This window comes from Stenotrophomonas sp. CS3K5 (assembly GCF_059515225.1).
Window position 1 is genome coordinate 394,207 of the sequence record NZ_JCAKRX010000001.1, and the last position, 13,151, is coordinate 407,357.

14 protein-coding genes are annotated in these 13,151 nt (G+C 67.3%); 5 read left to right on the forward strand and 9 right to left on the reverse strand.

Going from position 1 to position 13,151, the window contains the following annotated elements:
- Positions 1 to 103 precede the first annotated feature (103 nt).
- The 3 genes from AC5YGJ_RS01795 to AC5YGJ_RS01805 all read right to left on the reverse strand — a co-directional run bounded on the left by AC5YGJ_RS01795 (position 104) and on the right by AC5YGJ_RS01805 (position 3,147).
- Positions 104 to 781, reverse strand: a complete 678-nt coding sequence (locus AC5YGJ_RS01795) for a hypothetical protein (protein WP_496185546.1) — start codon at positions 779 to 781, stop codon at positions 104 to 106.
- 86 nt (positions 782 to 867) lie between these two features.
- Positions 868 to 2,010, reverse strand: a complete 1,143-nt coding sequence (locus AC5YGJ_RS01800) for a PilT/PilU family type 4a pilus ATPase (RefSeq protein WP_279919845.1) — start codon at positions 2,008 to 2,010, stop codon at positions 868 to 870.
- 99 nt (positions 2,011 to 2,109) lie between these two features.
- Positions 2,110 to 3,147 (reverse strand): type IV pilus twitching motility protein PilT, encoded by a 1,038-nt coding sequence (locus AC5YGJ_RS01805; protein ID WP_004147099.1) that lies wholly within the window; start codon positions 3,145 to 3,147, stop codon positions 2,110 to 2,112.
- 87 nt (positions 3,148 to 3,234) lie between these two features.
- Between AC5YGJ_RS01805 and AC5YGJ_RS01810 the strand changes: the two genes are divergently transcribed.
- Together AC5YGJ_RS01810 and proC are read left to right on the forward strand one after the other, a co-directional pair.
- Positions 3,235 to 3,912, forward strand: a complete 678-nt coding sequence (locus AC5YGJ_RS01810; RefSeq protein ID WP_309339287.1) for a YggS family pyridoxal phosphate-dependent enzyme — start codon at positions 3,235 to 3,237, stop codon at positions 3,910 to 3,912.
- Between the two features lie 18 nt (positions 3,913 to 3,930).
- A complete protein-coding gene (gene proC / locus AC5YGJ_RS01815) occupies positions 3,931 to 4,752 on the forward strand; it encodes a pyrroline-5-carboxylate reductase (protein ID WP_496185547.1) in 822 nt (273 codons plus the stop codon).
- A 6-nt stretch (positions 4,753 to 4,758) separates the two neighbouring features.
- Here proC and AC5YGJ_RS01820 read toward each other — a convergent pair whose 3' ends face one another.
- Positions 4,759 to 5,634: a LysR family transcriptional regulator gene (locus tag AC5YGJ_RS01820; protein WP_249844833.1), complete on the reverse strand. Its 876-nt coding sequence runs from the start codon at positions 5,632 to 5,634 to the stop codon at positions 4,759 to 4,761.
- A gap of 97 nt (positions 5,635 to 5,731) precedes the next feature.
- On the opposite strand from AC5YGJ_RS01820, the gene AC5YGJ_RS01825 reads away from it, so the two are divergent.
- Positions 5,732 to 6,334 carry a short chain dehydrogenase gene (locus AC5YGJ_RS01825; RefSeq protein ID WP_496185548.1) on the forward strand — a complete coding sequence of 201 codons (603 nt, stop codon included), beginning with the start codon at positions 5,732 to 5,734 and terminating at the stop codon, positions 6,332 to 6,334.
- 42 nt (positions 6,335 to 6,376) lie between these two features.
- Here the strand turns inward: AC5YGJ_RS01825 and soxR are convergent, their stop codons facing one another.
- Entirely contained in the window at positions 6,377 to 6,811 is a 435-nt protein-coding gene (gene soxR, locus AC5YGJ_RS01830) for a redox-sensitive transcriptional activator SoxR (protein ID WP_107230054.1), read from the reverse strand.
- A gap of 29 nt (positions 6,812 to 6,840) precedes the next feature.
- On the opposite strand from soxR, the gene AC5YGJ_RS01835 reads away from it, so the two are divergent.
- Positions 6,841 to 8,262: an MFS transporter gene (locus tag AC5YGJ_RS01835; RefSeq protein WP_496185549.1), complete on the forward strand. Its 1,422-nt coding sequence runs from the start codon at positions 6,841 to 6,843 to the stop codon at positions 8,260 to 8,262.
- A 59-nt stretch (positions 8,263 to 8,321) separates the two neighbouring features.
- Here the strand turns inward: AC5YGJ_RS01835 and AC5YGJ_RS01840 are convergent, their stop codons facing one another.
- Both AC5YGJ_RS01840 and AC5YGJ_RS01845 read right to left on the reverse strand, forming a co-directional pair.
- Complete coding sequence (locus AC5YGJ_RS01840) at positions 8,322 to 10,346, reverse strand: esterase/lipase family protein (protein ID WP_496185550.1); 2,025 nt, start codon at positions 10,344 to 10,346, stop codon at positions 8,322 to 8,324.
- The gene (locus AC5YGJ_RS01845) at positions 10,346 to 11,320 is read right to left on the reverse strand and encodes an Lnb N-terminal periplasmic domain-containing protein (RefSeq protein WP_496185610.1); all 975 of its coding nucleotides are present in this window, start codon (positions 11,318 to 11,320) and stop codon (positions 10,346 to 10,348) included. Before AC5YGJ_RS01845 ends, AC5YGJ_RS01840 begins: the two co-directional genes overlap by 1 nt.
- Before the next feature lie 160 nt (positions 11,321 to 11,480).
- Here AC5YGJ_RS01845 and AC5YGJ_RS01850 point away from each other — a divergent pair, with 160 nt between their 5' ends.
- Positions 11,481 to 11,885, forward strand: a complete 405-nt coding sequence (locus tag AC5YGJ_RS01850) for a GFA family protein (RefSeq protein WP_107230050.1) — start codon at positions 11,481 to 11,483, stop codon at positions 11,883 to 11,885.
- Here AC5YGJ_RS01850 and AC5YGJ_RS01855 read toward each other — a convergent pair.
- Positions 11,882 to 12,055 (reverse strand): hypothetical protein, encoded by a 174-nt coding sequence (locus tag AC5YGJ_RS01855; RefSeq protein WP_496185551.1) that lies wholly within the window; start codon positions 12,053 to 12,055, stop codon positions 11,882 to 11,884. The genes AC5YGJ_RS01850 and AC5YGJ_RS01855 overlap by 4 nt on opposite strands.
- Before the next feature lie 102 nt (positions 12,056 to 12,157).
- Positions 12,158 to 13,021, reverse strand: a complete 864-nt coding sequence (locus AC5YGJ_RS01860; protein ID WP_496185552.1) for a DMT family transporter — start codon at positions 13,019 to 13,021, stop codon at positions 12,158 to 12,160.
- Positions 13,022 to 13,151: the final 130 nt, after the last annotated feature.

The window sequence follows — 13,151 nt, forward strand, 5'->3', positions numbered from 1 at the left end:
TCCAGAGGGGGAGCGCTGACGATACGCCTGCAAGGGCGGCGGATTGAACCGACGCGATGGCAGTCGGTCATGACTGGAATTCATCAATCCGCAGCGGTGCCCGTCATTCCATCGCCTGCAGGGTCTCGGCGCATCCCGCCAGTTCCACCATCATCCTACCGGCATTGCGGAACGTCGGATCCCGCGGCACCCATCGCGCGAACCAGCGCTGCTCGCCGTCCACCACAGACTCGAAAATCCACGATGAGCCATCAAGTCCAGCGCTCGAATCTTCGCCCTGCAGCAGCGCAAACGCGCTGGCAATGGCCTTCCATTCCTCCGCACTCAGCGCGCGCGGTGGAGGACACGACCAGCCCTTGATGAGCGTGGCTGGGCCGTCGGACGGCGATGCGGGAATCTCGAAATCGCGTGCACTGCGCCCGACGATCCAAGCCTGGCCCGCTGCGTTGCGCTGCGCGCGTATGACCACACCTGGGAAGAACGCGGGTTCCCAGACGAAGCGATACGCCTGGACCGGTACGCTGCCGCAGCGGAACGACGGCTCCGGCAAGCCCTCGAGATCCCGCAACCGGTCGCGGTATGACGCCCTTGCAAACCCGGTGAAATCGATGAACGGAAGCGGGTCCCTGCTGCGCCTCTGTGCAGGCGGTGGCAGCAGATACCAGGCATGCGCCTGCGGATCGTCGCAGTCCCCGGCCGGGGCGGCGGGCTCGGGAGTACGCGCACAACCGACCTGCAACAGCACGGCCATTGCCAACATCACGCGCGCCGTTTCACGCATGCACACCTTCCTGGCAGGTTCACGCCGGAATACAGCCGGCGTTGTGGTCATCACGAAGCAGAAGGCGCCCGCAGGCGCCCTGCAGGTCACCGGATCTCGGAAATCTCCACGCCGTCCAGCCCCTGCGACAGCGTGCGCGCGTCGCCGCCCTGGCTGAGCTTGATACGAAGGCGTACCTCGTTCTGCGAATCGGCGTAGCGCAATGCGTCCTCGTAGCTGATCTCGCCGGCCTGGTACAGCTCGAACAGGCTCTGGTCGAAGGTCTTCATGCCCAGCTGGACCGAATCCTTCATCACTTCCTTCAGCTTGTGGATCTCGCCATCGCGGATGTAGTCCTGCACCAGCGGCGTGCCCAGCAGGATCTCCATCGCCACCTTGCGCGAACGACCATCGGGCGAAGGCACCAGCTGCTGCGCCACCACACCCTTGAGGTTCAGCGAAAGATCCATCAGCAGCTGGTTGCGGCGGTCTTCCGGGAAGAAGTTGATGATGCGGTCCATCGCCTGGTTGGCGTTGTTGGCATGCAGCGTGCACAGCACCAGATGGCCGGTTTCGGCGAAGGCGATGGCATGGTCCATGCCCTCGCGGGTGCGCACCTCGCCGATCATGATCACGTCCGGCGCCTGGCGCAGGGTGTTCTTCAACGCCGCTTCCCAGCTGTCGGTATCAATGCCCACTTCGCGCTGGGTGATGATGCAGCCTTCGTGCTTGTGCACGAATTCGATCGGGTCTTCGATGGTGATGATATGGCCGGTCGAATTATGGTTGCGATAGCCGATCATCGCCGCCAGCGACGTCGACTTGCCGGTACCGGTAGCACCGACGAACAGGATGATGCCGCGCTTGGTCATTGCCAGCGTCTTGATGATCGGCGGCAGGCTCAGCTCTTCCACGGTCGGGATGCGCGTCTCGATGCGACGCAGCACCATGCCGACCTGGTTGCGCTGGTAGAAGCAGCTGACACGGAAGCGGCCGACACCGGACAGGCCGATGGCGAAGTTGCACTCGTGGGTCTTCTCGAACTCCTCGCGCTGCGCCGGGGTCATCACATTGAGGACCAGGTCGCGGCTTTGCTGCGGCGTCAGCGGCGTCTGCGTGATCGGCGAGATCTTGCCGTTGACCTTCATCGCCGGCGGCATGCCGGCGGTGATGAACAGGTCCGAGGCGCGCTGGTGCGCCATCAGCTTGAGGAACGAAGTGAAATCGATGGTGGTCGCGGTGGTGTTCACGGCGGGCTCCCAATGGGGCATGGACCAGGAAACGGTCGGTGGAGGAAACAGCACGGCAACGGCGGCGCGGTGGCGCACGCCGCCCGTGGTCGTCCCGCCTTACTCGAACAGGCGCTTGTCCTTGGCGTACTCGCGGGCCTGATTGCGGGTGATCAGGCTGCGCTTGACCAGGTCCTGCAGGTGCTGGTCCAGGGTCATCATGCCGTACTGCTGGCCGGTCTGGATGGCCGAGTACATCTGCGCCACCTTGTCCTCGCGGATCAGGTTGCGGATGGCCGGGGTGCCCACCATGATTTCCCACGCTGCGGTACGACCGCCGCCGACCTTCTTCAGCAGCGCCTGCGAGATCACCGCGCGCAGCGATTCGGACAGCATCGAGCGCACCATCGGCTTCTCGCCGGCCGGGAACACGTCGATGATGCGGTCGATGGTCTTGGCCGCCGAACTGGTGTGCAGGGTGCCGAACACCAGGTGGCCGGTTTCCGCGGCGGTCAGCGCCAGGCGGATCGTTTCCAGGTCACGCAGTTCGCCGACCAGGATGATGTCCGGGTCTTCGCGCAGCGCCGAACGCAACGCTTCGTTGAAGCCATGCGTGTCACGGTGCACTTCGCGCTGGTTGATCAGGCACTTCTGCGAGGTGTGCACGAATTCGATCGGATCCTCGACGGTGAGGATGTGGCCGTATTCGTTCTTGTTGATGTAGTCGATCATCGCCGCCAGCGTGGTCGACTTGCCCGAGCCGGTCGGGCCGGTCACCAGGATCAGGCCCTGCGGCTGCTGGATCACCTCGCGGAACAGCGGCGGGCAGGCCAGGTCCTCAAGCGTGAGCACCTCGGAGGGAATGGTACGGAACACCGCACCGGCACCACGGTTCTGGTTGAACGCGTTCACTCGGAAGCGCGCCAGCGACGGGATCTCGAACGAGAAATCCACTTCGAGGAATTCTTCGTAATCGCGGCGCTGCTTGTCGGACATGATGTCGTACACCAGCGCATGGACCTGCTTGTGGTCCAGGGCTGGAATGTTGATCCGGCGCACGTCGCCGTCCACGCGGATCATCGGCGGCAGGCCTGCGGACAGGTGCAGGTCGGACGCTTTGTTCTTTACGGAAAACGCCAGCAGTTCGGCGATATCCATGAGCGGCTACTCCCCAATAACGGCTTCGACTGGAAGGATCTTTCCCCGGGCGGCAGTATAGCCTCCTGATTCAATGGAACGCGTTACGTGGCCACTCCCCTGCCCCAGATCCTGAGCAACCTGCATGACGCCGCCGCAGCGGCCGGCCGGCCCGACCCTCGCCTGCTGGCGGTGTCCAAGACCCAACCGGCCGAGGCCGTGGCCGCGCTGGCCGACCAGGGCCAGCAGGCGTTCGGCGAGAACTACGTGCAGGAAGCACTGGCCAAGATGCAGGCGCTGCAGCACCTGGCGCTGGAATGGCACCTGATCGGCCATCTGCAGTCGAACAAGGCCGACGCCGTCGCCGCCCACTTCGACTGGGTGCAGAGCGTGGACCGGCCCAAGCTGGTGACCGCGCTGGCACGGCACCGCCCCGAGACGCGTGGCCCGCTGAACGTGCTGATCCAGGTCAACATCGACGACGAATCCAGCAAGCACGGCTGCGCACCGGAAGACGTGGCGGCACTGGCCACCGCGATTGCCGCCGAACCCCGCCTGCGCCTGCGTGGCCTGATGGCCATTCCCGCGCCGTGGCCCGAGGCCGAGCGCCGCCGCGACGCGTTCGTGCGCATGCGCACACTTTTCCAGTCACTGGCTGCCCAGCACCCGCAGCTGGACACGCTGTCGATGGGCATGAGCAGTGACTACGCCGAAGCCATCGCCGAAGGCGCCACCCTGGTGCGCATCGGCACCGCCCTGTTCGGCGCACGCCCGCGCCCGGCCTGACATTCGAAGGAGACCTCCATGGCAACTGATTCCATCACCTTCATCGGCGGCGGCAACATGGCGCGCAGCCTGATCGCCGGCCTGATCCGCCAGGGCGTGCCTGCCGCGCGCATCCACGTGGCCGAGCCGGTGGCGGCCCTGCGCCAGGCGCTGGCCGCCGACTTCGGCGTGCGGGTGCACGACAACACCGCCGACGCGGCCGCGCAGGGCAGCACCTGGCTGCTGGCGGTCAAGCCGCAGGTGCTGCGCGAGGTCTGCCAGTCGCTGCAGGCGCTGGCGCAGGACAACCGCCCGCTGGTGGTGTCGATTGCCGCCGGCATCACCAGCGCGCAGCTGCAGCGCTGGCTGGGTGGCCAGCTGCCGGTGGTGCGTGCGATGCCCAACACCCCCGCCCTGCTCGGCGCCGGTGTGACCGGCCTGTTCGCCACGCCGGCGGTGGATGCGGCTCAGCACGCGCAGGCCGAACAGATGCTGGCCAGTGCCGGGCGCACCGTGTGGATCGATGACGAGGCGCTGATGGATTCGGTCACCGCCGTCTCCGGCAGCGGCCCGGCCTATGTGTTCCTGCTGGCCGAAGCGATGGAAGCGGCGGGCATCGCCCAGGGACTGCCGGCCGAGGCGGCACGCACGCTGGTGGTGCAGACCCTGCTGGGCGCGTCGCGCATGCTCGATGAGGCCGGCGAAAGCCCCTCGGAACTACGCCGCCGCGTCACTTCGCCGAACGGCACCACGCAGGCCGCGATCGAAAGCTTCCAGGCCGGAGGTTTCGAGGCGCTGGTGGACAACGCCCTGCGCGCCGCCCAGGTGCGTGGGCAGGAACTGTCTGCGGCCAATGATTGACCCGATCTACCGCCCCAAGGTGGTCATGACGAAATCCACGAAGCACTGCAATCGTGGGCGCGGCCTGCGGTCGGGCAGGTAGATCAGATGCATCGGCCGCGGTTCGGGCAGGTAGTCGCGCAGCAGCGGCTTCAGGCGCCCGGCGGCGATATCGCCCGCCAGCAACGCGGTCGGTTGCAGCACCAGTCCCGCTCCGGCCACGGCCGCTTCGCGCAACGCGAACCCATCATTGCAGGTCAGCCGCGCTTCCCAGTCGACCAGCTCGCCATTGGCCAGCTGCCAGCCATGGCCACCGCGCCAGGCCAGATGACTCAGGCAATCGTGCCCTTCCAGATCGGCAGGTGTGCGCGGGGTGCCGCGCCGGCGCAGGTACGACGGCGCCGCGCACAGGCTCATCGCATACGGCGGCAGCGGCCGCGCCACCACCTCCTGCGACGGCAGCGGACCCACCCGGATCGCCACATCGAACCCATCCTCGATCAGGTCCACGCGCCGGTTGCTCAGATCCAGCTCGATGTTCAACTGCGGCTGCGCGCGCAACAGCCCGGCCAGTCGCGGCGCCAGTACGCAGCTGCCCCAGGTGGTCGGCGCGCTGACCCGCAGCAGGCCGCGCGGCTGCACCTGCAGGCCGGCCACATCGGCCTCGGCCTGCTGCACCTGCTCCAGCACCTGCCGGCACCCGGCCAGGTAGGCGCTACCGGCTTCGGTCAGGCGCTGGCGGCGGGTGTTCCGTTGCAGCAACGCGGTGCCCAGGTGTGCTTCCAGCTGCTGGATGTATTTGCCAACCATCACCGCCGACACCTGCAGCTGCTCGGCGGCACCGGCAAAGCTGCCGCACTCGGCCACGGCGACAAACGCGTGCATGCAGCGTAAGGTATCCATTACTAACCCACCGTTAGGAATCTGCGAAGCATACGCCACTTACCTAACCTGGCTGTGACGGCGCACACTGCGCCCATCCCACTCGCAAGGAACGGCCATGAAGATCCTCCTCGTCGGCGCGAACGGCACCCTCGGCCAGGCAGTCGCGCGCCAAATCGGCCAGCAGCACCAGATCCTGTCTGCCGGCCGCCACAGCGGCGAACTGCGCGTCGACCTGACCGACGATGCCAGCGTCGCTGATCTGTTCGCGCGCACCGGTACGGTCGATGCGGTTATTTCCACCACCGGCGCAGTGCACTTCGGCCCGCTGCAGGAGATGACGCCGGCGCAGTTCAACCTTGGCCTGCAGGACAAGCTGCTGGGGCAGGTGCGATTGGCGCTGGCCGCGCAGCATCACCTCAGCGCCGGCGGCTCGATCACCCTCACCAGCGGCATCATCAGCGCCCATCCGATCCGCGATGGCGTCAACGCCACGGCGGTGAATGCCGCACTGGAAGGCTTCGTGCGTGCCGCCGCGCTGGAGCTGCTGCCGCGCGGCCTGCGCATCAACGTGATCAGCCCCAACGTGCTGGTCGAGTCGATGGCCGACTACGGCCCCTACTTCCCGGGCTTCGAAGCGGTGACCGCACAGCGCGCAGCGCTGGCGTTCCAGCGCGCGGTCGAGGGCATCCAGAGCGGCGAGACCCTCACCGTCTGGTGATCCGCCGGGCATGGCGCTACCGGGACCCGGCCTCTTCTTCGCTCATTCCCAACGCATCGGGCCGTCGCCGCGTTCGCCGAGGATGTCTTCGGGGTTGGCCAGTCGGCAGCGCTTCAGCGACAGGCAACCGCAGCCGATGCAGCCGGTCAGTTCATCGCGCAGCAGCTGCAGCATATGGATGCGCTGTTCCAGTTCGGTGCGCCAGCGTGCGGACAGCTTGGCCCAGTCGGCCTTGGTCGGTGTCCGTCCCTCGGGCAGGCTCTCGAATGCCCGCGCGACCGCCTCCAGCGGCATGCCCACCCGTTGTGCCACACGGATCACCGCCAGCCGGCGCAGCACGTCGCGGTTGTAGCGGCGCTGGTTGCCGGAGGTGCGCAGGCTGCTGATCAGGCCCTTGCGCTCGTAGAAGTGCAACGCGGAAATGGCCACGCCACTGCGCTGGGAAACCTCTCCCACGCTCAATTCCTGGGATGCCATGCCTTGACCTCAACTACGGTTGAGGTGTCATGCTGCTATCTTCGCCGCTCGTTGACAAGCGCGGCCCGCAGCTGCCTGGTATGAACACAACACTCTCGCCCGCCGACACGCACCCGCCGGCCGCCAGGTCGATCCTGTCCACCCGCTACCGCGCCACCACCCTCGGCATGGTCGCGCTGGTCGCGCTGCACGCCTTCGAGGCACTGGCCGTGGCCGCCGCCATGCCCACCGTGGCCGAGGCGCTGGATGGCCTGCGTCTGTACGCGCTGGCCTTTGGCGGCACGCTGGCCACCAGCGTGATCGGGATGACCCTGGCCGGGCGTTGGGCAGACCGCCACGGCCCGGCACGACCGCTCTGGTATGGCCTGGCCTGCTTCGTACTGGGCCTGCTGCTGGCCGGCTTCGCGATGCGCATGGGCATGCTGGTGGCCGGGCGCCTGCTGCAGGGCCTGGGCGCAGGCGCGATCTCGGTCTCGCTGTACGTGATGGTGGGCCGCAGCTACCCCGAACACCTGCGACCGAAGGTGTTCGCGGCGTTCTCCGCCGGCTGGGTAGTGCCGTCGATGATCGGCCCGGCACTGAGCGGCCTGATCGTGCAGCACCTCGGCTGGCGCTGGGTGTTCCTGGCGGTGCCGTTGCTGGCGGTTCCGGCGGCCCTGCTGCTGCGCCCCGCGCTGGCACGCATGCAGCCCAGTCCTGCCGGCAGCGCCGATGATGGAGGCGGCAAGGTGGTGCGCTGGGCCAGCGGTGCCTCGCTGGCGGCGTTGTTGCTGTATTTCGGCGGCCAGCAGCAGGGAGCAGCGGCCCTGCTCTGCATCGGCGTGGCGATGCTGGCGCTGCTGTTCTGCGTGCACCGTCTGCTGCCGGCCGGCACATTGATGCTGCGCCGTGGCCTGCCCAGCGTGATTGCGCTGCGTGGCATCGCGGCTGCAGCGTTCTTTGCCTGCGAGGCCTATCTGCCGCTGCTGCTGCAGCGCGAACGCGGGCTGTCGCCCAGCTGGGCCGGCGCCGTGCTCAGCCTCGGTGCGCTGGGCTGGTTCGCCGGTTCATGGCTGCAGGGCCACCAGCAGCGCGGCTGGTCGCGCCAGCAGCTGCTGCGCACGGGTACGTCATTGATGACCGTCGGCATCGCCGCCACGCTGGCGGTGCTGTTCAACGTGGTGCCCCTGCCGATGTCGCTGCTTGGCTGGGCCGTGACCGGCTTCGGCATGGGCATGATCTACGCCAGCCTGTCGGTGCTGACGCTTTCGCTGTCGGCGCCGCATGAGCAAGGTGCCAACACTTCCGCGCTGCAACTCAGCGAGGCATTGTCGGTGACCACCGCGCTGGCGGTCTCCGGCGCGCTGTTCGCGTTGTTCGTGGACAGCGCACCGCACACCGGTTACCTGCTGTGCCTGGCGATCACCTTCGGCCTGGCGGTGCTGGCCACGCTGATCGCAAGACGGGTGTAGCGCCGCAGGACGTGGTCCGGCGCTACTGGAAGGCGAGCCACGCCCAGCGAACGCAGCGGTCAGGGTGTGCTGGCGGCGCCTACATCATCGATGTCCCGATGCAGGATGCGGCGCACTTCCAGCACCGCCTGCGGCGTCTCCTGCACGCTGTGCCCGGAGATGATCACCTTCTCCGACAGCGCGCCCGGCAGGTGCGCACTCCAGTACGGCACCAGCCCATCGTCGGACTTCTGCACCGGCAATTCCGGTTTGCGCTGGGCGATGATCGAGTGGTACTTCAGGCCGGCCTCGATCGGCAGCTGTGCGGCCGCCTTCACGAACGGATCGCTGGCCTTGAGGTTGTCGATGCTGTTGGGGATCTTCGGCTTGGCTGTGCCGTCGACCTGCTGTTCGGCCTGCGCCAGCGCCAGGAACACATCCTCGAACTTGCCGAGGATGGTCAGCGGCAGGCGCACCAGGCGGCCGATCAGGCGCCCGACCTTGTTGCCGGCAATATCGGTGCCCTGGTGCGGTGCGGCGATGAAGATCGCACGCTCCACGTTCGGCTGCGCCTTGAAATGCAGCAGCGGCCCCAGCTTGTTCTGCACGCGCTTCAGGCGCTCGCCCTTCAGGTCGTAGTTGGCCAACAGGTCATTCCACAGCACGTCTCCGGAATCACTGACCAGCAGGCGCGCGAGCACGCCGCCCATGCTGTGACCGATGTAGACCATGTCCTTCGATGCACGCGTGCTGCCGTTGGGATCGAAATGCTTCAGCGTGTCGTTGAACGCATTGGCGATCTCGTAGCGGTTCAGCGCGATCGGCGCATTGGTCGGGTAATAGACCTGCCACACCTGGAACTGCTGGCGCAGCTCGGGGTCGCCCATGATCTCGTTGGCCAGGTTCACCCACGCTTCGGGGCTGCTGGCCAGGCCGTGCAGCATGAAGATGATGCGGCGGTTCGGGTCCCACGGCTGCATCAGGTAGATATGCGGTTCGCCGATGCCCTCGCTCATGCCGAACAGGGTGCGCAGCGACTGCCGGGCGAAGCCACTCTGCGCCAGCCACAGGCCGTAGGCAGCGGTGAAGTTGCCGGCCAGCGGCACCTGCTCGCCATGCAGGGTGATGCGCTCGGTGGCTTCGGGCGAATAAGCATCCAGCTCGACCCGGCGCGTGCGCATCACATCGTCCAGGTTGCTGCCCTCGAAGCGCAGCAGCGCGGTGACATTGATCGAAGACATCTCGCTGAACTCGGGTACCGAGTCGTCATGCCGATGGCGGCGACCGCGGCGCGAATCGTCTTGGTCATCCGGCGCGCTATCGGCCTTGGGGCCATCGGGTGCGATCACCGGTGCCACCAGCTTCGGCGGGTCCATCACCATCACCAGCTCGGCACCGAAGCCGTCGCGGCGATAGGTGCTGCGCAGGCCAACGAAGCTCACCGTGCCGGCCGGCACCAGCTGCGCCGGGATGCTCTTCAGGTTCAACTGCTGATAGTTGGAGGCCAATGACCAGCTGCCGACCGAGAGCGGCTTCGTATAGTCCTCGCCGGCCAATGCCGCCGCACGCGCGCGCACGAACAGCACCACCGCGGCCTTCTCGGCCGCATAGTTGTAGTAGTCGCGCACCTGGGTCTGCCGATCCTCGAAGGCGCGGTCGGACGGTGATCGGCCGCTGTAGAACAGGTAGGCATACGCGTAACGGGCCGCTTCCAGCCAGGCATCCAGCGCCGCGTCACTCATCGGTGGATCGCCGGCGGCGGACTTCTTCGGGGTCAGCGCCAGCGCCGCCTTCACCCACAGCTCGGACAGCGCCGACAGCCGCTGCTCGACGTTGAGATCATCGGTCATCAGCAGCGTGCTGCGGCAGACCAGGAAGTCCTTTTCGCACTGCGACTCGTCCAGGCCCGCCGCGCTGAGCGTCTCGCGCGCGGCGGGGCTGAGCTTGCCGGTGTTGAGCACGTCGGCGCGCTTGTTGACCAGCGAATCGCTGGAGGTGACCTGCTTGACGGTGACCATCGCACAGCCGCTGCTGCCCAGCAGCAGGAAGGCGGCGAACAACGCCGGCAGCAGGCGCTGCCAGCGGAAGGGGAACAATGGGGTCATTACTGCGGGTCCTGCTCGGTGCCGGGCACGCCCTGGCGGATCACGGTGGAGAAATGGTCGCCGCTGCCCAGCTCCAGCGCACGCTGGGTGATGCGGCCCTTGTCGTGCAGCTCGGCGTACGGTACGCCCGGGGTCAGCGCGCCGACCTCCAGTGCGTACTCGGCCAGATAGCCGGACAGCAGCAGGCGATAGTCCAGCGGCAGACGCGGCGCGATATGCCGGGCCAGGTCGAAGACGATGGTGGTGCAGTTGCTGGTCAGCGTGTTGTAGAAGCCCGGCTTCGCATCCAGCTCGCGCGCCTGCGCGATGTAGGCCGCGAACAGTTCCTTCAGCTGCGCGCGGTCCATGCCATGCAGGCGGTACAGGTAAACATCCTCGCCACGCGCGTTGGTGCGGGTGCGGATGATGTCGGTCTCCTCCGAGGCGACCAGGGTCATCTCGAATTTGCGGAAGAAGCCGCCCAGCGCCGAGAACGATTCACCACGTTCCTTGCGGATCTCCAGCGAGAACACCACATGGCGACCGTCGTCGAAGCCGAACGAGATCAGCGTGTGGGCAATGGCCGGGCCCATCCAGTACGACAGCACCAGGTCGGCCGAGCGCAGCTGGTCAAGATCGTACTCGCGGCGCACCCAGCGCGCGTCGTAGTCGGTCTCGCTGCGCCAGGTGAAGTCACGCACGTTGTCAAGCACCACATGGCGGCCGTCGAAAGACACCACATGCAGGCGCTGGGCAACATCGTCGGCCCATACCCGGTCCTGGCGCGGGGTCAGCAGCAGCCACCACAGCCCGGCCAGCGCCAGCGATGCGCCGAACGCCAGGCCCAGGCGGCGCGTGCCGTGGCCTCGCGCCACCTGCCACGCGGCCCACAGGGCGAGCAGCAGCCACAGCATCGCCACGCCCGTGGCCAGCCAGCCCGGCCCTGGCAGCTGATAGGCCAGCAGCCCGGTCACCCACAACGCCGCCAGCGCCATGGCACTTCCTGTCATCCAACGTCCTGCGGCGTTCACTGGCATCCTGTGGCGGTCTTGAAGCCGCATAGTTAGCCACAAGCCGGCTCAGCGTGGCATCTACGGCCCGTTCAGGCCGACCGGCGCAGGGTCTTGGACCACGTTCCACCACACAGGATCAACAATGGGCATTACCTCCGTGGCCGGCGTTCCGGTCCAACCCCGGCACCGCGCCACCTGCCACTGCGGTGCGGTCGAACTGCTGCTCGATCTGCCCGATGGCATCGTCGACCCGCGCCGCTGCGACTGCTCGATGTGCCGCCGCCGTGGCGCCATCGCCGCCAGCGTCACCCGCGCAGGCCTGCAGGTGCTGCGCGGGCAGAACCACCTGCAGCGGTACCAGTTCAATACCCACGTGGCCGAGCACTACTTCTGCGGCGTGTGCGGCATCTACACCCATCATCGCCGGCGCTCCAACCCCGACCAGTACGGCTACAACGTGGCCTGCCTGGAAGGCATCGACCCGTTCGCGCTGGGCGTGATCCCGGTCAACGACGGGGTCAACCACCCCGCCGACCGCAGCGCCTAGTGGCGGCTGCGCCGCGGCGGTGCGGCGATCTTCTGCCAGGGCGCCATGCCGCTGCGGCCGGCCCGCGCGGGGCGTTTCAGCCAGGGCCGGCGGGGCATCGCCGGCGGCTCGGCGGCAACCGGGGCGGGCACGGGCCTGCGGCGGGGCCAGAGATGGTCGAGCAGCCACATGGTGGGTCTCCGTGGGGGACGGGGACGATCAACGCTAGGCCTGGAGGGGCATAGGCGGCGTGATCGGGAAACGACAACGGGATGACGGCAAGCCACCGCAGGTCAGCGGCTGAAGCGGCGGGCGCCCGCCACGCAGATCACGGCAACCACGGTCACCAGCACCATGCTGAGGCTGACCGTCTCGTGCAGCAGCAGTGCAGCCAAAGCCAGGCCGAAGAAGGGCTGCAGCAGCTGCAGCTGTCCGACGGCGGCGATGCCCCCCTGCGCCAGCCCGCGATACCAGAACAGGAAGCCGAGCAGCATGCTGAACACCGCCACGTAGCCCAGCGCCCACCACGCCGAGGCGCCCACCGCCGTGAACGAGGCCGGGCGCATCAGTACCGCCAACGGCAGCATCGCCGGCATCGCCAGCAGCAACGCCCAGCTGATCACCTGCCAGCCGCCCAGGTGGCGGGCCAGCCGGCCACCCTCGGCGTAACCGAGCCCGCATACCATGATCGCCGCCAGCATCAGCAGGTCGGCCTGCAACGAGGCTTCAATGCCGTTGCGCGCGGCATAGCCGACCACGCAGGCGCTGCCCAGCAACGAGAACAACCAGAACGCCGGGCGCGGCCGCTCGCCACCGCGCAGCACGCCGAATGCCGCGGTGCTCAGCGGCAGCAGGCCGAGAAACACGATGGTGTGCGCCGACGACGCATGGCGCAGCGCGAGCGCCGTCAGCAGCGGAAAACCGACCACCACCCCGAGGCTGACCACGACCAGGCCAGGCAGGTCGCTGCGCCGCGGCCACGGTTGGCGCAGCATCAATAGCAGCCCCAGGCCGAGCACTGCAGCAATGGTGGCGCGCGCGGCGGTGACGAAACCCGCATCCAACTGCAGCACCGCCAGACGGGTGGCCGGCAATGAGCCGGCGAAGATCACCACACCGATGAAGCCATTGATCCAACCACTCGCCGACCGTTCCACGCCTGTGATCCTGAAGTGCCGGGCGACGCCTGGCGAAGCCTGTATGTAAGCATCGACAGCGAAACCACCCCAGCTACAATCCAGTACAGTCACGAAGAACTGTACTGCCTACACTTCCATTACAGTGCTG